Raw genomic sequence first — 19,465 nt, 5'->3', positions numbered from 1 at the left:
GGATTTCGAAACTTTGAAAACTTCAAAAAAAGGATTTTTATCGCTCTAAACATCAAAAAAGAAAGGACGAAATTTGTCCTTTCTCGAGCTTAGCTTTTCTTCAACCCACTACAGTTGACAAAGAGCCAAATTAAAAAGCTAGAGTTCCGCAATTGGAAATCTCTAGCTTTTTTGTGGCTGAGAACTATTTTGTCTCAGGTTCTTCTCCTGTCCCTAGGACATGCATTTTTTTAGCTTCTGCTTTGATTTTTTCAACTACTTCTTGGATGTTCAAACCAGTTGTATCAAGGTAGACAGCATCCTCTGCTTGTTTGAGAGGCGAAGTCTCACGATGACTATCCTTGTAGTCACGCGCAGCAATTTCCTCTTTTAGGGTTTCAAGGTCTGTTTCAATTCCCTTGGCAACATTTTCCTTATAACGGCGCTCTGCTCTCTCATCAACAGAGGCTACTAGGAAAATTTTCAACTCTGCTTGTGGCAATACAATAGTCCCAATATCGCGACCATCCATAACAATCCCACCTTGCTGGGCAATCTCTTGCTGGAGAGAAACTAGTTTCTCACGCACTTGAGGAATTGCTGCAATAGCAGAAACATGATTAGTCACTTCATTTTCACGGATAGGATGAGTAATATCCACATCTCCTACAAAAACAAGCTGGTCTCCAGTTTCTGAGCGTCCAAAACTAATTGGGTGCTGGTCCAACAAAGCTAAAAGTGCTTCGATTTCTTCTACTCCTAATTGGTTCTTGAGGGCCATGTAGGTGGCTGCACGATACATAGCACCTGTATCTAGGTAGGTGTATCCAAAATCCTTGGCAATAATCTTTGCGACCGTACTCTTACCACTTGAAGCAGGGCCGTCAATAGCAATTTGAATGGTTTTCATATCAACTCCTATTTGATTTTAACAACATCACCTGGATTAGCAAACCAAGATCCTGTAGCCATGTGCCCAGGATTCAAGGCTTCTAACTGAGCAATCGAGATCCCAGCGCGAGCTGCAATAGCTGCTTCTCCTTCTCCAGCCAAGACTTTTGTCGTCCCTTCTGGATCTGTAGCTTCCTCCGAGTGTTCAGAAGAAGATTCTGATTCTGAACTCTGTTCAGGCTGGGAGCTACTTGAAGATGAAATCTGTACTACATTTGCATCCGAATCGTGAAAATCTTTCAAGGCTACTGTGCGATTACTCCCACCTGACGAAAGATAGATAAGAACAATAATCATTACGACTACAATCACAAAGAAAATACTTGCTAAAATAGTTAAGATACGATTAGCAATGACTCCTCCACCTTGTTCTCTCTTACGACGTTCTGATCTTGTTTCTTCTTGATTCTCATAAATATCTTCTTGCCACGGTTCTTTTGCCATACCTTACTCCTTGTTTTTTTTTACTTTTCTTATTACAATATAAATATGAAAATCACACTTATACCTGAACGTTGTATTGCCTGTGGGCTTTGCCAAACTTATTCTGAATTATTTGATTACCACGATAATGGAATTGTGCGTTTTTACGATGATCCCGACCAACTAGAAAAAGAAATCTCTCCTAGCCAAGACGTCGTAGAAGCTGTTAGAAACTGTCCGACACGTGCCTTGATTAAAGATCAAGTCTAATATCAACAAGAACGTTCCACTCCTTCTAGTTTAGCATATTTCCATGCAAAATTATAGTCTTTTCTCTTTATTTTTTTCTGTAAAATCAGGAAGGTCACTTTTTTCTTTGATAAGATAAAGTGGTCTTTTTTTAGTCTCTAGATAAATCTTACTGCGACTTATAATCTAAATTTCTCAATGAGAATAGACTCCTACCATTCTATTTCCTTTACTTTCTTTACAAATTCGTCCCACTCTTGTATACAATCTTTAGATAAATATATATCCGTATAATTGAACGATAAATCTTTAATATTCTTCCACCAATCAAAAGAATTTCCCGCTTCTTCTGTTTCTATTCTTTTGTTAACTACTTCAACAATTGTATTATCTATCTCTTCCTTGTCATCTAAACTTAGAAATCTCCATTCAATTCCATTTGTATAAATTACTTTTTTATACCATAAAAGGTCTCCAATAAGTTGTCCCATCTCTCCAGTTATATGTTCAAAACTGTTCGATATGGTTGATTTGATTTCTTCCTCTGTAATTAAAGGATAATTTAAATTCTTAACTTCCAAGCATCCTCGAAGTTTCTTCCATTCTTCAATTTTTATACTTTTCCTAGATTTGTTTTCATAAGTCTTATCTAAAATAACTATATCAGGAAAATTACTTAGACCATAATAAATTTGTCCCAAACCACGTCTTTGTCTTCCGAAGACATATCTTTTTGATAAACTATCTTTTAAAGTTGGCTTAATTATATCAGCAACTATAGGATACAATTCAGCCTCTACATAATTTTGTTTCTTTATTAGCTCGATTTCTTCAGTATAATCCTCTTTACTTAACATAACATAATACTTCTAATTTTTTTATTTATTAAGTCACTACAATTTAAATTTAGTCTACATAGATTTTTTAAATCATTTCAAATCCCTAATTCTTTTAAAAATCACCCAAACTCCGAACTAAAAGAATTACAAATAACAAAAAGTGACTATGTCAGATAAATTCTATCTTTTTTTAGCCTATCATCACTTTTTTCTTTGACGAGATAAAGTGGTCTTTTTTTAGTCTCTAGATAAATCTTACTGATATACTTGCCGAGAATCCCAATGGTCAAGAGTTGAATCCCACCAAGGAAGAGAATAACAGCCATCAGAGAGGTCCAACCTGATGTCGGATTGCCCAAAATGAGAGTCCGAACCACAACAAAAAAGGTCATAAGCAGAGAAATAAAACAAGATAGGAGACCAGCCACAAAGGCGATAATCAAGGGAAAATCTGAAAAGTTAACAATCCCTTCAATAGAGTAGAAAAAGAGTTGCCTAAAACTCCAACTGGTCTTGCCAGCCTGCCTTTCGACATTTGGATAGTCCAGATAGTGAGTTTTAAAGCCTACCCAGGCAAAGAGCCCCTTTGAAAAACGATTGGACTCGGTCAGGCTTAAAATGGCATCCACTACAGATCTTCTCATCATGCGAAAATCACGGACACCTGACGGCAAGGCTACTGGACTAATTTTTTTCATGAAGCCATAAAAGAGATTAGCACAAAAACTGCGAAAGAAGGGTTCCCCCTCTCGACTAATTCTCCGTGTCCCAACACAGTCCAAGCCTGTATTCTGGTCTAGTAAGGCTTTCATCTCAAGCAACATACTAGGAGGATCTTGGAGGTCTGCATCCATCACCACCACCAAATCTCCGGTTGCATATTGCAAGCCTGCATATAGAGCAGCTTCTTTGCCAAAATTTCGCGAGAAAGAAATATAATGAACTGCCGGATTTTGCTCCCGATAGGTCTTTAAAAGTTCCAAAGTCCCATCACTTGATCCATCGTCGACAAAGACATACTCTATTTCTGTTTCCAAATCTGGAAGTAAAGCTTCCAAAGCCTGATAAAAAAGAGGAAGTACTTCCTCTTCGTTTAAACAGGGGACAATGATTGACATCACCATCTTAGTCTTCAAATCCATTTGGATGCTTGCTTTGCCAACGCCATGCGTCTTCACACATTTGGGTGATGCCGAGTTCTGCTTCCCAGCCCAGTTCTGCTTTGGCTTTTGCAGGATCTGAATAGCAGGCTGCGATATCCCCTGGGCGACGGTCTACGATGCGGTAAGGAATTGGACGTCCCACCGCTTTTTCCATGTTTTGGATAATTTCAAGAACTGAGTAGCCTTTCCCTGTTCCAAGGTTATAAACGTTTAGGCCTGAGCCTTTTTGGATTTTTTTCAGAGCTGCAACGTGACCTTTAGCCAAGTCGACAACGTGGATATAGTCACGAACACCAGTTCCGTCTTCCGTATCGTAATCGTCTCCAAACACTTGCACTTGCTCTAATTTTCCAACGGCTACTTGCGTCACATATGGCAAGAGATTGTTTGGAATACCATTTGGATTTTCTCCCAAATCACCACTCTCATGTGCTCCGATTGGGTTAAAGTAACGAAGCAAGACCACATTCCATTCTGAGTCTGCTTTGTAAATATCCGTCAAAATTTCCTCTAGCATAAGCTTGGTGCGGCCATATGGGTTGGTCACTGAAAGTGGGAAATCTTCCAAGATTGGCACTGTATGAGGATCTCCGTAAACTGTCGCAGAAGAACTGAAAATGATGTTTTTACAGTTGTTTTCTTCCATAGCTTTTAGAAGACTAACAGTTCCTGTGATATTATTGTCATAGTAGGCAAGAGGAATACGGGTAGATTCACCTACAGCCTTCAAGCCAGCAAAGTGAATGACCCCTGTTGGTTCTTCTTGTTTGAAAATGTCACGAAGAGTATCTGTATCACGGATATCTGCCTCATAGAAAGGCACTTCAACTCCTGTAATTCTCTCAACAACTTCTAAACTTTTTCTGTTACTATTAACAAGGTTATCCACCACAACAACCTGATGACCTGCTTGGATTAACTCAATAACTGTATGGGTTCCGATAAAACCTGCTCCACCCGTTACTAAAATCTTTTCTTGCATCTTTTTTCCTCGATTCTCGGATTCTTTTTTCTTATTTTACCATTTTTGATAGGGAATGTCATTTGCCATCCTAGAGGGTAGGATAAAATTTCAGTAAAATTCTTATTCGTTTTTTACTCGTTTGACATAGTTTTCAATTGGGTAGTTTAGAGGATCCAAGGTCAACTCCTTGTCTTGGATCAGTTGAGCTAGATGGTAACCAATGATAGGACCAGTTGTGAGGCCTGATGAACCTAGTCCACTAGCAGCATAAACACCTGCCAATTCTGGCACCTGCCCAAAGAAAGGCGAGAAATCACTGGTATAGGCACGGATTCCCACACGCTCAGCCCTTGAAGTCGATTTAGCTAAAACTGGATAGTTGGGCAAGGCTGCCTCCTCCATTTGTTTGAGCAAGATTTTATCTACCGTCAAATCAAATCCCATATCATTTTCATGGGTAGCACCTAGGGATAATTTCCCACCTGCAAAAGGAATCAAATCCCACTCCCCTTCGGGCATGACAACAGGGTACGATTCCATGTCTTGGGCAAGCTGATAATCTCGTAATTGCCCTTTTTGAGGACGGACATCCACAGCATAACCCAAGGGTTCTAACAAGTCCCACAACCAAGCTCCCGTCGCCAAAATAACCTGATCAAACACCTCTTCGTCAATCTGGTAACCTGATGCTAAAGGTGTCAGAGTTACTTTTTCTTTGACCAGCTTGACCTGACTGGCTTCCAGCAAACGAGTCACTAAGAGTTTGCCATCTACTCTCGCTCCACCAGAAGCATAGAGGAGGCTGCCGAAACCCTGCAGGCCAGGGAATAATTCATTTGCTGATGCTGGGTCCAGAATGGCTAATTGCCCTATCAAGGGAGATTCTTCTCTACGCTGAAGGGCTAGTTGATAGAGTTCTTCCAACTTAGTTTCATCCTTTTTCAGGAGAAAGACTCCCGAACGCTGGTAAAAGTCAATTTCTTGCCCTGACTTTTCTAAATCAGCCAACAAATCCACATAAAAGTCTGCCCCCAAGCGCGCCATTTTGTACCAGGATTTATTGCGACGTTTGGAAAACCAAGGACTGATAATTCCTGCTGCAGCCTTGGTAGCTTGACCTTGTCCATGGTCAAAAACGGTCACCTCTAAATCTGCTTCTTTGGAGAGGTAGTAGGAAGCAGTTGCCCCTACAATCCCTGCTCCGATAATGGCAACTTTTTTCATTGTTTTCACTTTCTAACTAGATATGGTGGAAAGGATTGGTCGATGCTTTACTAGGTAAAATATCAATATCCCAGTCTTTTTCCTCTTTCCATTGACTAAGAAGCTCTGCAATTTTTTCCACAAAAAGCACTTCAATATAATGACCTGGGTCCAATGCTAGCAAACCATCAGACAGCATATCCTGAGCAGTGTGGTAGTAAATATCACCAGTGATATAGACATCCGCTCCTTTAGCTAAAGCATCCTTATAGAAAGACTGCCCGCTCCCACCACAGATGGCCACTCTTGAGATAGGCTTCTGCAAATCTCTCTCTTGATAATGCACCATTCGAAGACTATCTAGGCCGAATACTTGCTTGACATGCTGGGCCAATTCCCCAAATGTCTGAGGCTGAATATTTCCAATACGTCCAATCCCACGTTCAGGACCTGTCTCCTGCAGATAAGTCGTCTCCTCAATGCCTAGCATCTGGCAGAACCAATCATTGAGGCCATTTTCAACTATGTCAATATTGGTATGGCTGACATAAACTGCGATATCATGCTTGATAAGATCAATGTAAATCTGATTTTGTGGACGGCTGGCTACCAAGTCCTTGATAGGACGGAAAATCGGCGCGTGCTTGACAATAATCAAGTCCACACCCTTTTCAATGGCTTCAGCCACCGTTTCTTCACGAATATCGAGAGCCACCATGACACTTTGGATATCCTTGTCCAAAGTGCCAATTTGCAGGCCACGACTGTCTCCCTCCATTGAAAATTCCTGAGGGCAAAAGGCTTCATATGCGTTAATTACTTCACTTGCTAGCATGGAGCACCTCCTTGATGGCTTGAATCTTATCTACTAGAACTTGACGTTCCTCCAGATTTTTTTCTGGGATTTGTCCGAGGGCAAACTCTAGCTTAACAGCTTCTTTTTGCCATTTTTGAACAAAAAACGGACTGACCTCTTTGGACAAGAAGGGTCCAAAGCGAACATCACTGGCTGATAGCTTCATTTGTCCTGCTTCCACCACCAAAATCTCGTAAAACTTGCCAGCCTCTTCTAAGATGCTTTCAGCTACAATCTGAAATTCGTTCTCTTGTAGCCAGATACGCAAGTCGTCTTCACGATTATTGGGCTGAAGGATCAATCGTTCTACATTAGCTAACTTGTCCAAGCCTTCTTCTAAAATCCTAGCAATCAAACGACCACCCATGCCAGCAATGGTAATGACAGACACTTGGTCTGACTCTTCAAAAGCTGCCAAGCCATTGGCTAAACGGACTTGGATTTTCTCCTTTAGACCGTGAGCCTCAACATTTTTGACTGCAGATTGGTAGGGACCTTCCACCACCTCACCTGCAATGGCACTTTCGATTTTTCCTCTTTCGACCAAGTCGATAGGCAGATAAGCATGGTCACTTCCCACATCGAGTAAAATAGCTCCCTGTGGCACAAAGGAAGCCACTAATTCTAATCTCTTTGAAATCATTTTCTCTCACTTTCCAAAACTCTATTACCTCTTATTATACCACATTTCAGCTGGCAATCTTGTACCTAAAAAGACCGCAATCCACAGATTGCAGCCTTTCTTTATTTTCTAGCTTGATAGCGACTAGTCAGGGTGAAAATCACGGTAAAGACCAACATCATGACACCATAAACAGGGAGTGTTTGTCCTGTAAGTGTCGCAATTTCAAGCAGTTTCTGGATCCTTGGGAAGAGAGCTGTGGCTAGGAAGCCTCCTACTGACCAAACAATCAAGAGGACACGCCAGAGGGTAAATGGCATGCAGGCTCTAAATACGGATAAGAAACCAATTGACCCCAAAAGATAATAGAGTAAAGTTGAGATTTCTAACTCAGACCAACCTTGGCTACTTCCAAATATTTTCACAAAAAGAACGCTGAACACAACCATGAGAGCACTTGGTAGAGCACGAAGCATGGATCTTCTGAGGAAGTTTGGCTCGACAGGTTTGATATTTCGCTCAAAAGTCAGAACGAATGGTGGGAAACCTTCCACGAACTGGTCAATCATGGTAATCTGGATTGGAATGAAGGGGAAAATCAAGATCCACTCAGACCGACCTAGTAAAGCACTGGCGATACAGATAACTGCGAGCAAGAATGAGTAGATGGTCTTTATCAAGAAAATCGGTGCAATGTGGGCAATATTATTAACCACACGACGACCTTCAAAAAGAATCTCAGGAACATCATTAAAGTCAGAGTTCAAGAGAACCAGATTGGCAATCTGACGAGTCGCTGGATCTCCCTCAGCCATCACGATAGAACAATCCGCCTCACGAAGGGCCAGGATATCATTAACTCCATCCCCTGTCATAGCTGTTGTATGCCCCGCTTTTTTCAGTGTTTGGATGATGAGTTTCTTTTGATGAGGGGAAACACGTCCGAAAATAGCTGTCTCCTCAGCCATAGCAATCAATTCCTCATCCGTAATTTTTGAGCAATCTACATAACTGTCATAGTCTGCAAAACCAGCCTTCTGGGCAATGCTGGATACCGTAACTGGATTGTCCCCAGAAATGATTTTGAGTCCCACTTCTTGAGAACGAAGATAGTCCAGCGTCTCAGCTGCTCCTTCTCGTATCGGGTCCAAGATTTCTAGCAAGGCTAGAGCCTGAATATCAGATGGTTTCTGTGGTTTGTGATGGTCTAATTTCTCCTGACTGAGAGCTAAGACCAAGACACGTGACCCTCTCTCCAAGGCCTCCCTGGCTTCTGGGGCTTCAGAGTCCAGCAACATCTCAGGCGCACCTAAGAAAACTGTCCCCAAACCTTCCAATTCCATAGCTCCCCACTTGCGGTCGCTGGAGAAGGGAAGATTAGAGAGCATAGGATAGGCTACTTGGCCTTGGAAGCGCTGGCGAATAGCTTGGGCAGTTGGATTTTTATCCTCACTGTGGGCCATGTAGCTGGCCAAAATGCTGGCAATAGTCTCTTCACCATAAGTTGCCGTCAGTGGAAGAACAGCCTCCACCTGCATCTTTCCTTGGGTGATGGTGCCCGTCTTGTCCAAACAGAGCATATCCACGCGTGCCAAGGTCTCAACAGAGTACATCTCCTGCACCAAGACCTTTTTCAAGCCCAACTTAATCACCGCAGTCAAAAGAGAAGTAATGGTCAGAAGGGCGATTCCCTTAGGCAACATTCCCAAAAGGGCTGTCGACGAATTTACAACGGATGATTTGAGAGGCAAGCCTTTTAACATCAAGGCTTCTAGCAAAAGAGCCAGACCAAAAGGAATGATAATCTTCCCAGTAAAACCAGCTAACCTGTCCAATGATTTCATGATACGTGAGTTGATGGGTTTAACTGTCTTGGCTTCCAGCATGAGCTTGGCAGCATAGTTGTCTGCCCCAACATGGTGAACTTGAGCCAAAATTGACCCACTGGCTAGGAAACTTCCAGACAAAAGCAAGGCATCCACTTCCTTTTGCACCAAATCACTCTCACCCGTCAACATGGCTTCATTGACTTCCGCAAATCCTTCCAGAACCAAGGCATCACTGGGAATCTGCTCCCCAGCAGACAAACGAATGACATCTCCTAGCACCAATTCTTCAGGATTGAGGGCAACTTCCTGACCATCACGAATGGTTTTAACCTTTTCCTTAGTCATGAGATTGAGCTTGTCCACCATGTGTTTGGCCCGTAGCTCAGTCACAATACCAGAAAAAGCGTTAAAGCAGATAACGGCAAAGAAGACCAGATTGCTCCAAGCCTGCACAAAGGCTAGTGCCAAAGCAATGGCAAAGTTCAAAGCATTAAAAAGGGTAAAGACATTTCGTTTAACGATTTGCCAAGTGCTGGTACTAGCCGATGCGGTAAAATCATTGACCAAGCCCTTAGCCTGTCTTTCCTTGACTTCTCTTTGGGTTAATCCCATAATCTTATTTTTATCCATAAACTCTATCATATCATTTTTTCTAAAAGAATTCTAATCTCATCCCAAATATGCACCTAGTCAAGGGAAAAGTTTGCCAGCCCTCCTTTGATAAGGTATAATAATAACAAGAAAACAATCGAAGGAGATCGCATGTTTTATACTTATTTACGCGGATTGGTTGTATTGCTCCTATGGTCCATCAATGGCAATGCCCACTATCATAATACTGATAAAATTCCCAATCAAGATGAAAATTATATCCTAGTGGCGCCTCACCGCACCTGGTGGGATCCTGTTTATATGGCCTTTGCGACCAAGCCAAAACAGTTCATCTTTATGGCCAAAAAAGAACTCTTTACCAACCGTATCTTTGGTTGGTGGATTCGTATGTGTGGCGCCTTTCCTATCGACCGGGAAAATCCTAGCGCTTCTGCCATCAAATATCCTATCAATGTTCTCAAAAAAAGTGACCGCTCTCTCATCATGTTTCCAAGTGGTAGCCGCCACTCAAACGATGTCAAGGGTGGCGTAGCCCTGATTGCTAAAATGGCCAAGGTCCGTATCATGCCGGTTACCTACACAGGTCCTATGACTTTGAAGGGCTTGGTTAGCCGTGAACGTGTCGATATGAACTTTGGAAATCCAATTGATATCTCAGATATAAAGAAAATGAATGATGAGGGCATTGAAACAGTCGCCAATCGTATACAAGCAGAATTCCAACGTCTGGACGACGAAACGAAACAATGGCATAATAATAAAAAGCCGAACCCACTCTGGTGGTTTATCCGCATCCCTGCCCTCATCCTTGCCATTATCCTTGCTATCTTAACCATCATCTTTAGCTTTATCGCAAGCTTCGTCTGGAATCCAGATAAGAAGAGAGAGGCTCTTGGTTAAAAAATATAACAATCCCTTGGCAAAAGCCAAGGGATAACTCTTTTACTTGATTTTCCATTTTTGGGCCAACCAGCTGGAAAAGACTAGAAATCGCTCAGCTACTTGTTCATGGTGTCCATAAGGATCAAAGACAAACTGGCCATTCGGATAGCATTTCTGAAGACTGGTATGGATCTGTTCAGCATAGGATGGTGCTTGAGCCAAGCGATTGCTATGATTGGCTCCTTCTGTTTGCCCATTCTGTAAATACAGCAAACAGTCCAAATTTTTCACCTTTTCTTCCCTACAGTAAGTCACAAAATCAGGATACCAAAAGGAACCGCAGATTGAAAAGACACAAGAAACCTTGTCAAAGCCGAAAAGACTGTAGACTGCTGCCAAACCACCTAGTGAATAACCTCCGTAGCCAAGACGTGCTTCATCCAGGCGATAAAGCGACTGCAACTGATCTAAAAGACCTCCAAATAAATGATCATGATAGGCATTTGCCTGACCGCCAAAAGCTGGAGCCCCATCTCTCAGAGCAGCTACCTTCCAGGGCGTGTAGTCGTCTAGGCGATTTTTAGAGGTCAAGCCCACTAAAATCACAGATTCTGAAAGCGAAGATAGGAAATCCAAGTTTCCATCATTCAATAAAATAACCGGATAGGTTCGATTGGGGTCGTAGTTAGAAGGAAGGCTGATTTTGACTTGAATTCCTTCCCAATCAAACTCATTATTTATTGATAAAGTCATTGATTTTCTCAAGGGAATCAATCACTGCTGGACCATAATCCATCAACTCATCGTAAGAGATAGTCATGATTTTTTGATTCTTAATAGCAGGAACGCTTTCCAAAACAGCATTTGCCTTCATCAACTCTACTGCTTTTTCATCCAATTTTTTATTACGATCGCTGGTTACATAGATAATCAATTCAGGATCCATTGACACGAGATTTTCCAAGGTCAAGCCTGATGTCCCCGTAGCAACGTTTGTATAACCAAGTTGGTTCAGCAAACTTTCTTGCAAAGCAGACTTGTAGGCACCGAAGGTTTCATCATTATAAGCAACCATAATCAAAGCCTTTTTCTTTTCACCTTGGCTTGCTGGATTTGCTTTCTTAACAGCGTCAATTTTAGTTTGTAATTGGGCTGCGTATTCATTGGCCTTGTCCTGAACATTAAAAATCATTCCAAGATTTTTGACATCTTCTACGATATTCCCCAAATCTTGCTGAATCGTTGAGAGAGAAGCTTTTTGAGTATAAACTGGGATTTTATTTTCATTCCAAGTGCTAACTGTCCCCAAGGATTTTTCAGAAAACATCATGTTTCGCCCCATCACAGCGTCTGGCTCATAAGAAAGGACTGTCTCTTGTGAGACTGTTTTTTTATCCCCAATTTGAGGAATAGTCGCAATCGCGTCCTTGTATTTGTCCGTCACAGCATTGTCTGGATTGAGCATGCCAACAATTTTATCCTTCAACCCCAACTCCAATAAGATTTCAGTGGTTGAAAGATTGTTGGTGATAACTTTTTCAGGTGCCTTGTCAAAGATTTGTTCGACTTCATTCCCTTTCGCGTCATAGGTTTTGACCGTTAACGGATAAGTCGTCTCTGCGCTTGCCTTTTGACTTGTTTCTGTGCTAGATTGTGTGGTAGCTTTTTCTGTAGTAGTATTGCCACAAGCTGCCATGGTTAAGGTAGCTACTGTTACGAGTAAAATACTGAGTGTTTTTTTCATCTTGTTTTCCTTTTCATTCTTATAAATAGTGAATCATGGCTTGCTGATCATCGGTCCAAGTAACCTGACTTTGAACTCCGTATACAGTTTGCAATGACTCAGGGGTGATGGTCTCCTTTGGAGTCCCTTGGTAAAGGATTTCCCCCTCTTTCATCAGATAGAGATAATCCGAATAGCGACAAGCAAGTTGAATATCATGTAGGACAGCTAGAACATTGATCTTAAGATTCTTCACAATGGCTAACAAGTCTAGCTGATACTTGATATCTAGGTGATTGGTTGGTTCGTCCAGGAGCAAGAGAGTCGGTTCTTGCGCCAAGGCACGTGCTAATAAGACTCGCTGCTTTTCTCCCCCTGACAGAGACGAATAGAGACGAGTTTTCTTCTCAAGCATATCCACCTTGACAAGAGCATCATGAACGAGGGCATAATCCCTTTCCTTTTCCTTCTGTAAAAAAGAGAGATGGGGCGTTCTTCCTAGCAAGACGATTTCCTCAACTGTACAATCAAACTGCAATTGATTAAACTGGGTTACAACTGCCATTTGCTTGGCTGTTTCTTTTAGTGACCAATGCTCCAGTGGCTTTCCATCTAGGCTTATCAAGCCTTTGTCTGCCTTTTCCTGACGATAGAGGAGTTTAAGCAGGCTGGTTTTCCCACTTCCATTTGGTCCTAGTATCGTGTGAAATTGATGCCCCTCAACCCTAAGAGAAACACCTTTGAGGATTTTTTTCTCTCCTAGTCCAAAGTGGATATCCTGACAAATCAAGTCCATATCAAGCCCTCACCTCCCTTCGCCTACCTCCAACAATGTAGATAAAGAAGGGAGCACCTACTAAGGCTGTGAAAATACCAATTGGCAGCTCAGCATTTTGAATAATGACACGAGAGAGTACATCTGCCCAGATAACGAAAAGGGCACCTAGTAAAGTCGCAACAGGAAAAAGTCTCCTGTAATTCGTTCCTACTAACCCTCGAGCTAAATGTGGAGTAATCAGACCGACAAATCCAATAATCCCACAGGTCGCCACCAAGACTGCTGTCAACACAGCCACCATGGTCACATAAAGATACCAATAAAAGCGTAAGGGAACCCCCAAAGTTAAAGCAGCCTCATCTCCCATCATCATCGCATTAAAAACACGATACTGCGTAGAAAAAAATAGAAAGGCCATTCCCACTACTATAGTTGGCAAAACTAAGTCAGACCAGGTAGTCCCAGCAAGCGAGCCCATGGTCCAAAACTTAATAGTCATCACACTGTCAGCATTAGCACCAACTGAGATAATAAAGTTGGAAAAAGCCAGAAAGAGAGCATTGACAACCGTTCCTGATAAGATCAGACTGGAAGTCGTCATCCTTCCCTGCATAGAGGCAATGATGAGGACAGCAATTGTTGCCAAAATAGCTCCAAGAAAAGCGCCAAGGCTAATCATCACTTTCAAACCAAGAATGATGCTCAAGGTTGCCCCTAGAGTTGCACCCGCAGAGATTCCTAAGACATAGGGCTCAGCGATGGGATTGTTCACTGTGGACTGCATCACGCTACCACACATAGAAAGACCAGCCCCTACTATCAGCCCCAGCAATACTCGGGGGAATCTCATGTTCCATACAATGGCAAGAGTGGACTTTGGCACCTCTCCTATCTCAAGAGGAAACCCCAACCTGCTCAAAATAATCCGATAGGTATCTCCTAGATGAATCGCAACAGATCCCATTGAAACTGCTAGAAAGAGGGAAATCCCTAAAACACCTAGCAAGACACCTAAAAGCAACACAAATTGCAGGTCCTGTCGGCTTCCAGAAAATTTGGAAAGCATGCAAACCTCCTTTGATAGAATCTTAAAAATTTAGAAAATTCTCATGAAAAGTATACCATATTTTCAACTGTGTAACAAGCTATGGAAAAAATACAATTAAAATCAGAAAAATTATGGTTGGTTTTTCCATACAGTGCTAGGAACCGTAACCAAAGATAATACTTGAGTATATCGAGGTAAGGTGCCTACGCAAAAAGCCCTCTGAAGTCAGAGAGCTAATTTGAACTCGGGCTAAAATCCTAGTGAAACAAAAAAATCTACACGATCAGAAAAGTCTCTATCGTGCCATTTTCATACATGATGTATAGTCCAAGTACAATGAATACTAAGGGCACAATGATTCGCTCGTATTTTTCAATTGTCTCGAATATTAACGGAATAGAGGATAACACCCGACTAATCTCGCATAAGATAATTATGCCGATTACAAACACAAGCAACGCCACGAGGGTCTGTGACCAATCTAACGAAGCAAAATAAGGTATATAGATACCTAAATTATCTCCGCCAGACGCAATTGTTAGCAATGTAACTGTCCAAAACAGTTGATTTGCCTTGCTTTGTTCTAATCTTTCAATAATTTCTTCCTCTTCTTCCTCACCTTCTCCAACAATTGCAAAGCGAATCCCTAAATAGATAGGGATTAAACCAAGCAATCCAACCATCCATTCTTCAGGCACAAAATTAACGACATAAGCAGCAACTAAACTCGCCCCTACAAGTAAGCCTGTGCCTAGATATTGCCCCGCATAAATATGCCATTTTTGTTTATTCTGTGATAGCTGTGCAAATAAAATAAATAAAATAATTAAATAATCGATACTGGTGGAAATATAAACACCAATAGCAGATATGATTGTCTGTCCCATAAAAAACCTCCTGTATTGGTCAGTAATAAATCAGCAGATTTTAGGAGAGCACAGACACATTAATTTAGCTATCGCTAGTGGGTAATGTCGAACATAGGAAAGCATTTTACTCCTCCTCAAAACGTAGTTACAAAGTAATTTCTAACTGGAATTCGGTGACTACTTCCATGTAAAGTATAACATACTATACTTTACTTCGTAAAGTGTGGGCTCTCCGAAGGGGCTTGCAGACAGCTACTCGGCTTTTCAAGCCGAGTAGCTACGCACCCTTATGGTGTAATTAGCTGATACCATTTGAGGTTTTTGTAGTCTCCAAAATTGTGACCGATAAAATCGTGTTTCATTCATTGCAGATGTATGAGATGTTTTTGTAGTCTCCAAAATTGTGACCGATAAAATCTCAATAAAAAAGCCCTCTGAAAATCAGAGAGCTCCAGTCTTGCTGGATAAACCGTTTATAGACTAGGCGACGAGGCGAAGATCGTACGAAACGTTCAGTGAAACAAAAAAAATCTCCCCGAAGGGAGAAGATCTGGTTTATTTTACCTTACAGTGCTAGGAACTGTAACCGAAGATTATACTTGAGTATATCGAGGTAAAGTGACAACGCAATGTAAGTGGAAAATAAAGCAGATTAACGACGAAGTCCTAGAGAGTTGATTAACTCACGGTAACGGTTAACGTCGTTTTTACGCAAGTATGCAAGCAAGTTACGACGGCGACCGATTTTTTTCATCAATCCACGGTAAGTAGCGTGGTCTTTTTTGTGTTGTTTGATGTGTTCGTTAAGGTGGTTGATTTCCCAAGTAAGGACAGCAACTTGAACCTCTACTGAACCTGTATCACCTTCGTGACGTGCATATTGTGCGATGATTTCATTTTTTTTCTCTTTTGAGATTGCCATGATGTTTCTCCTTTTTATTTGGCTTCATCCGAGTGACAGGTTGGCATGCCTGTAACCAAGAAGAAGTTATTTGTCTTTACGACAGTTCTTATTCTACCAAGAAGCAGAGACTTTGTCAACAGATTTACTTTTTAAAAACTTGATTTACTCTACTGATTTCAGGGATTCAAGCATATCCACCTTTCTCAAGTGGTGATTGACAAAGAGACCCAGTAAGACTAAGATCACAGTCACTGCGACGATTGGAAGAGCATAGACTTCCCAGCTGACTCGTGGATAAAAAAGTATGGTGGCAGGTGAGATCATTTGAATCAAAAATTGATGTAAATAGTAGCCAGCTACCAAACCGAGAACAATCCCCACAAGGGATAGCACCATGGTCTCGCGGTAAATATAGAGGGTCACTTCTTTATTATGGAAACCGAGAACCTTGATGGTCGAAAGTTCACGGATACGTTCTGCCACATTGATATTGGTGAGATTGTAAAGAATGACAATGGCTAGCAAGACGGAAACAAGGATAAGGATTGCCATGGTTTTATTGAGAGAATTGGCTACAGATTCAAAGAGGTGGATAGCCGTTGCATTTTGGACCACCCCAGAAACAGCAGTTTTTTTCATAAAGGCCGCAGCTTCTTTCTCCGTATTGGATGGTGTTGGCTCTTTTAATTTTACTAGGTAGGTATTGTCTTTCGGACTGGTACCGTAGACTTGTTCGTATGTCGCTCGGTTGAGATAAACAAAGTGTCCAACATAGTTTTCAGAAATAGCCGCGACCCTAATTTCTTTTCCATCAAGCTCCAGCTTATCTCCAACCGTAACACCTGCTAGTTGAGCTAGTTTTTGACTCACGACGGCTCCATCTATGACCTGCACCTCTTGGCCATTTTCCTCTAATGCGATAAAGGGTTTAAAATTTTCTCTGCTTGTGACCATTATGGTGATAGTCTGAAGTCCTGCTTTTCCTTTGAAATCTTTTTCAATGGATTTAGAATAGATTTTTTGGTAAGCATGGATAGGCTCAGATTGCAAGGCACTTTCTAGGTCTGCTTTTTCTTTCTCCGCTACACTGCTCTTTTCCGCTACAATCATCTGGTATTGCTGGATTTGTTCAAATTGACGCTCGACAACTCCTCCCACAGAAGACTGAATGCCAAGACCTGCAAATAGGAGAGCAACCGAACCCGCAACTCCAAAAATGGTCATCAACATCCGTTGCTTATAACGGAAGATATTTCGCGCCGTAACCTTATGAGTGAAGCTCAAACGACTCCAAATAAAGTTCAGGCGTTCCAGCAAAATCTTTGATCCTTTAACAGGAGGTTTGGGCAGCAAAAGTTGGGCTGCTTCATCGTGCAATTCCCTCCGTGCCACTAGATAAGCCGGTAAGAAACTGGATACCCAACTTAAGGCCAGGGCAAGAAGGCTATAAGACCAATAGAAATACTCCTGACTTTTCCCAACGACCATTCCAGCTGTTATAACATCCGAAATCACGCCTGCAAGGAGATAATGTCCTAGAAGCGTTCCTAAAACGGTTCCCACAGTTCCTGCAAGAAAACCATAGAGGACAAACTTGGCAACAATATCTTTATTCTGGTAACCTAGGGCCTTGAAAATACCAGCATTGGTACGCTCTTCATCCACAAAGCGAGTCATAGTTGTAAAGGTTACCATTGCAGCAACCATAAAAAGCACCACGGGAAAGATATTCCCGACAGAACGAATACTTGCTGAAGCGTTATTGTACATGAGATAGCCTTGACCACCTGGCATGGTTTGGCGGTTGTATACATGGTAAGTAGGCTCTGCCAGTTCATCAAGCTCTTTCTGGTGTTGTTCAAGCTTCTCTTTTTCCTTGGCTAGATTACTCTCTGTCTGAGCCTTTTTTTCTTTTTCTGTAGCCAATTCTTCCTTAGCTTTTGTCAATTGCTCCTTGGCTTGACTCTTTTGAGGCTCAGGCAAAGCGGTCACTTGTTCTTCTTGCGTTTTCAATCGACTTTCAGCATGTTCTAACTGACTCTTGCCTTTTTGAAGGTTACTTTCAGCTGTTTGGAGTTCTACTTTTCCCTCTTCCAAGCTCTTTTGCCCATTTGTTTTGATGCTTGCCAATCGTTTTTGACCATTATCAGCCAGCAAGTCTTGCAATGCTTCCTGATGTTGATCTCGTTTGCTTCTATAGTCTGATGAAAAAGCATCCAAATTTTTTAAATCATCATAGCGCACACGCGCAATACTATACACTTCTGTATCAAACTGACTGGCTACAATCACTCCATAGCCAGCCAAGCTTCCATTTCCACTACTAGCCCCTCCCAAGTCTTCTTGAGAAAGTATCTCACCCGACTGAACAAATCCAGTAATGGTGAAAGATTGGGATTTTATGACGGTCTTCCCTTCTTCTTTCTTACTAAAGGTGATAGTCTGCCCAATCTGATAGCGGTCTTTCCAGAAATCTGCCAAGGCAATTTCCTCATCAGCTTCTGGCAGTCGCCCTTCTGTCACTTGAAAAGTTGAAATTCCCTCTGGCTTAGAATAAAGTCGAACCGCTTCTTCACTATTTTCAACGGTTAGGTCTGCCATATAGCCAAACTCAACACTTGCCCCTTGAAGGGTCTTTAGTTCGTCTTGATCCTTTTTATCCAAGCCATAATCAGCTATCACGGCCAGATCCAAGGTATTTGCTTTACGAAGATAATCTTCTGCCGTACGTTCCATATTTGGACTAGTCACTTTGAGGCCAACTAGGGCTAAAGAACCCAGCATCATCAAGGTCAAGATAGATAAAAAGCGTCCCTTGGAAGCAGTCACCGACTGGAGCAAGTCTTTTCGGTATGTTTTTTTCATGCTAATACTCCAATGTATCGATAGCCTGTGGATGCTCATTGATTGTTACTCTCATAACAGTCGCATCACGCATGTGAATCACCCGATCAGCAATGGGCGCTAGCGCGCTATTATGGGTCACGATAATCACCGTCGCTCCCTTTTGACGAGACATGTCTTGGAGAATTTTCAAAACCTGCTTACCCGTCTGATAATCCAAGGCTCCAGTAGGCTCATCACAGAGGAGAATTTTAGGATTTTTGGCTACAGCGCGTGCAATGGAGACTCGCTGTTGCTCCCCTCCAGAAAGCTGGGCTGGAAAGTTATTAAGACGATGAGCCAGACCTACATCTGTCAAGACCTGCTCAGGATCCAAGGCATCTGTTACGATTTCAGAAGCCAGTTCCACATTTTCCTTAGCGGTTAGATTGGAAACTAGATTATAAAACTGAAAAACAAAACCGACATCATTGCGGCGGTAATTGGTTCTCTGGTGGGAATTGTAGTCTGCAATATTTGCACCATCAATCCAGATTTCCCCCTCATCATTGGTATCCATTCCCCCAAGAAGGTTAAGAACCGTTGACTTGCCCGCACCAGATGCACCTAGAATGATAACCAATTCACCCTTTTCAATCTCAAAATTCACATCGCGATTAGCCACAATCTCCGTATCCCCAACCTGATAACGCTTGTAACAGTGTTTCATCTCAATATAAGCCATCAT

At 41.9% G+C, this 19,465-nt stretch carries 19 protein-coding genes and 1 pseudogene; 2 read left to right on the top strand and 18 right to left on the bottom strand.

Annotated features, from left to right (window positions below; genetic code table 11):
• Positions 1-184: 184 nt before the first annotated feature.
• Together cmk and GEZ85_RS01700 are read right to left on the bottom strand one after the other, a co-directional pair.
• Positions 185-889: a (d)CMP kinase gene (cmk, locus tag GEZ85_RS01705; RefSeq protein ID WP_153209854.1), complete on the bottom strand. Its 705-nt coding sequence runs from the start codon at positions 887-889 to the stop codon at positions 185-187.
• 8 nt (positions 890-897) lie between these two features.
• A complete protein-coding gene (locus GEZ85_RS01700) occupies positions 898-1,374 on the bottom strand; it encodes an SAG1386/EF1546 family surface-associated protein (protein WP_153209855.1) in 477 nt (158 codons plus the stop codon).
• Between the two features lie 45 nt (positions 1,375-1,419).
• Here GEZ85_RS01700 and GEZ85_RS01695 point away from each other — a divergent pair, with 45 nt between their 5' ends.
• Positions 1,420-1,623 carry a ferredoxin gene (locus GEZ85_RS01695; RefSeq protein ID WP_167745193.1) on the top strand — a complete coding sequence of 68 codons (204 nt, stop codon included), beginning with the start codon at positions 1,420-1,422 and terminating at the stop codon, positions 1,621-1,623.
• Between the two features lie 51 nt (positions 1,624-1,674).
• Here GEZ85_RS01695 and GEZ85_RS01690 read toward each other — a convergent pair.
• From GEZ85_RS01690 to GEZ85_RS01655, 8 genes and pseudogenes are all read right to left on the bottom strand, one after another.
• Positions 1,675-1,776 (bottom strand): annotated as a pseudogene (locus GEZ85_RS01690) (glycosyltransferase); the annotation flags it as partial.
• Between the two features lie 38 nt (positions 1,777-1,814).
• Positions 1,815-2,459, bottom strand: a complete 645-nt coding sequence (locus tag GEZ85_RS01685; RefSeq protein ID WP_153209857.1) for a hypothetical protein — start codon at positions 2,457-2,459, stop codon at positions 1,815-1,817.
• 146 nt (positions 2,460-2,605) lie between these two features.
• Positions 2,606-3,565 (bottom strand): glycosyltransferase family 2 protein, encoded by a 960-nt coding sequence (locus tag GEZ85_RS10600; protein WP_153209858.1) that lies wholly within the window; start codon positions 3,563-3,565, stop codon positions 2,606-2,608.
• 1 nt (position 3,566) lies between these two features.
• The gene (gene galE, locus GEZ85_RS01675; RefSeq protein WP_153209859.1) at positions 3,567-4,586 is read right to left on the bottom strand and encodes a UDP-glucose 4-epimerase GalE; all 1,020 of its coding nucleotides are present in this window, start codon (positions 4,584-4,586) and stop codon (positions 3,567-3,569) included.
• 102 nt (positions 4,587-4,688) lie between these two features.
• Positions 4,689-5,792, bottom strand: coding sequence for an NAD(P)/FAD-dependent oxidoreductase (locus tag GEZ85_RS01670; RefSeq protein WP_153209860.1), 1,104 nt, complete (start codon positions 5,790-5,792; stop codon positions 4,689-4,691).
• Between the two features lie 16 nt (positions 5,793-5,808).
• Positions 5,809-6,606, bottom strand: a complete 798-nt coding sequence (locus GEZ85_RS01665; RefSeq protein WP_153209861.1) for a Nif3-like dinuclear metal center hexameric protein — start codon at positions 6,604-6,606, stop codon at positions 5,809-5,811.
• Complete coding sequence (locus GEZ85_RS01660) at positions 6,593-7,270, bottom strand: tRNA (adenine(22)-N(1))-methyltransferase (protein WP_153209862.1); 678 nt, start codon at positions 7,268-7,270, stop codon at positions 6,593-6,595. The genes GEZ85_RS01665 and GEZ85_RS01660 overlap by 14 nt, the downstream gene beginning before the upstream one ends.
• Before the next feature lie 101 nt (positions 7,271-7,371).
• Positions 7,372-9,708 (bottom strand): cation-translocating P-type ATPase, encoded by a 2,337-nt coding sequence (locus GEZ85_RS01655; protein ID WP_153209868.1) that lies wholly within the window; start codon positions 9,706-9,708, stop codon positions 7,372-7,374.
• A gap of 132 nt (positions 9,709-9,840) precedes the next feature.
• Between GEZ85_RS01655 and GEZ85_RS01650 the strand changes: the two genes are divergently transcribed.
• Positions 9,841-10,590 (top strand): lysophospholipid acyltransferase family protein, encoded by a 750-nt coding sequence (locus GEZ85_RS01650; RefSeq protein ID WP_084925659.1) that lies wholly within the window; start codon positions 9,841-9,843, stop codon positions 10,588-10,590.
• A 42-nt stretch (positions 10,591-10,632) separates the two neighbouring features.
• On the opposite strand, the gene GEZ85_RS01645 is transcribed toward GEZ85_RS01650, so the two are convergent.
• The 8 genes from GEZ85_RS01645 to GEZ85_RS01610 form a co-directional block, all read right to left on the bottom strand.
• Positions 10,633-11,325 carry an alpha/beta hydrolase-fold protein gene (locus GEZ85_RS01645; RefSeq protein WP_153209863.1) on the bottom strand — a complete coding sequence of 231 codons (693 nt, stop codon included), beginning with the start codon at positions 11,323-11,325 and terminating at the stop codon, positions 10,633-10,635.
• The gene (locus tag GEZ85_RS01640) at positions 11,306-12,316 is read right to left on the bottom strand and encodes an ABC transporter substrate-binding protein (protein WP_153209864.1); all 1,011 of its coding nucleotides are present in this window, start codon (positions 12,314-12,316) and stop codon (positions 11,306-11,308) included. The genes GEZ85_RS01645 and GEZ85_RS01640 overlap by 20 nt, the downstream gene beginning before the upstream one ends.
• A gap of 19 nt (positions 12,317-12,335) precedes the next feature.
• On the bottom strand, positions 12,336-13,091 hold the full coding sequence (locus GEZ85_RS01635) for an ABC transporter ATP-binding protein (protein WP_049499573.1): 756 nt from the start codon (positions 13,089-13,091) through the stop codon (positions 12,336-12,338).
• A 1-nt stretch (position 13,092) separates the two neighbouring features.
• The gene (locus GEZ85_RS01630) at positions 13,093-14,139 is read right to left on the bottom strand and encodes a FecCD family ABC transporter permease (protein ID WP_153209865.1); all 1,047 of its coding nucleotides are present in this window, start codon (positions 14,137-14,139) and stop codon (positions 13,093-13,095) included.
• A 257-nt stretch (positions 14,140-14,396) separates the two neighbouring features.
• Positions 14,397-15,008 (bottom strand): CadD family cadmium resistance transporter, encoded by a 612-nt coding sequence (locus GEZ85_RS01625; RefSeq protein WP_153209866.1) that lies wholly within the window; start codon positions 15,006-15,008, stop codon positions 14,397-14,399.
• 634 nt (positions 15,009-15,642) lie between these two features.
• Positions 15,643-15,912, bottom strand: a complete 270-nt coding sequence (rpsO, locus tag GEZ85_RS01620) for a 30S ribosomal protein S15 (protein ID WP_001018251.1) — start codon at positions 15,910-15,912, stop codon at positions 15,643-15,645.
• A gap of 144 nt (positions 15,913-16,056) precedes the next feature.
• Positions 16,057-18,765 carry an FtsX-like permease family protein gene (locus tag GEZ85_RS01615; protein WP_322741439.1) on the bottom strand — a complete coding sequence of 903 codons (2,709 nt, stop codon included), beginning with the start codon at positions 18,763-18,765 and terminating at the stop codon, positions 16,057-16,059.
• Positions 18,761-19,462: an ABC transporter ATP-binding protein gene (locus GEZ85_RS01610; protein ID WP_153209869.1), complete on the bottom strand. Its 702-nt coding sequence runs from the start codon at positions 19,460-19,462 to the stop codon at positions 18,761-18,763. Before GEZ85_RS01610 ends, GEZ85_RS01615 begins: the two co-directional genes overlap by 5 nt.
• Positions 19,463-19,465: the final 3 nt, after the last annotated feature.

It is taken from the genome of Streptococcus mitis (genome assembly GCF_009496205.1).
Lineage (GTDB): Bacteria > Bacillota > Bacilli > Lactobacillales > Streptococcaceae > Streptococcus > Streptococcus mitis_BN.
Note: the sequence above shows the minus strand (reverse complement) of the source record. Positions and strands in the feature narration are given on the sequence as shown.

Bases quoted from the DNA above. Each gene is read 5' to 3' on its own strand.
- cmk (WP_153209854.1), bottom strand. From the start codon at position 889: ATGAAAACCATTCAAATTGCTATTGACGGCCCTGCTTCAAGTGGTAAG.
- GEZ85_RS01700 (WP_153209855.1), bottom strand. From the start codon at position 1,374: ATGGCAAAAGAACCGTGGCAAGAAGATATTTATGAGAATCAAGAAGAA.
- GEZ85_RS01695 (WP_167745193.1), top strand. From the start codon at position 1,420: ATGAAAATCACACTTATACCTGAACGTTGTATTGCCTGTGGGCTTTGC.
- GEZ85_RS01685 (WP_153209857.1), bottom strand. From the start codon at position 2,459: ATGTTAAGTAAAGAGGATTATACTGAAGAAATCGAGCTAATAAAGAAA.
- GEZ85_RS10600 (WP_153209858.1), bottom strand. From the start codon at position 3,565: ATGGTGATGTCAATCATTGTCCCCTGTTTAAACGAAGAGGAAGTACTT.
- galE (WP_153209859.1), bottom strand. From the start codon at position 4,586: ATGCAAGAAAAGATTTTAGTAACGGGTGGAGCAGGTTTTATCGGAACC.
- GEZ85_RS01670 (WP_153209860.1), bottom strand. From the start codon at position 5,792: ATGAAAAAAGTTGCCATTATCGGAGCAGGGATTGTAGGGGCAACTGCT.
- GEZ85_RS01665 (WP_153209861.1), bottom strand. From the start codon at position 6,606: ATGCTAGCAAGTGAAGTAATTAACGCATATGAAGCCTTTTGCCCTCAG.
- GEZ85_RS01660 (WP_153209862.1), bottom strand. From the start codon at position 7,270: ATGATTTCAAAGAGATTAGAATTAGTGGCTTCCTTTGTGCCACAGGGA.
- GEZ85_RS01655 (WP_153209868.1), bottom strand. From the start codon at position 9,708: ATGGATAAAAATAAGATTATGGGATTAACCCAAAGAGAAGTCAAGGAA.
- GEZ85_RS01650 (WP_084925659.1), top strand. From the start codon at position 9,841: ATGTTTTATACTTATTTACGCGGATTGGTTGTATTGCTCCTATGGTCC.
- GEZ85_RS01645 (WP_153209863.1), bottom strand. From the start codon at position 11,325: ATGACTTTATCAATAAATAATGAGTTTGATTGGGAAGGAATTCAAGTC.
- GEZ85_RS01640 (WP_153209864.1), bottom strand. From the start codon at position 12,316: ATGAAAAAAACACTCAGTATTTTACTCGTAACAGTAGCTACCTTAACC.
- GEZ85_RS01635 (WP_049499573.1), bottom strand. From the start codon at position 13,091: ATGGACTTGATTTGTCAGGATATCCACTTTGGACTAGGAGAGAAAAAA.
- GEZ85_RS01630 (WP_153209865.1), bottom strand. From the start codon at position 14,139: ATGCTTTCCAAATTTTCTGGAAGCCGACAGGACCTGCAATTTGTGTTG.
- GEZ85_RS01625 (WP_153209866.1), bottom strand. From the start codon at position 15,008: ATGGGACAGACAATCATATCTGCTATTGGTGTTTATATTTCCACCAGT.
- rpsO (WP_001018251.1), bottom strand. From the start codon at position 15,912: ATGGCAATCTCAAAAGAGAAAAAAAATGAAATCATCGCACAATATGCA.
- GEZ85_RS01610 (WP_153209869.1), bottom strand. From the start codon at position 19,462: ATGGCTTATATTGAGATGAAACACTGTTACAAGCGTTATCAGGTTGGG.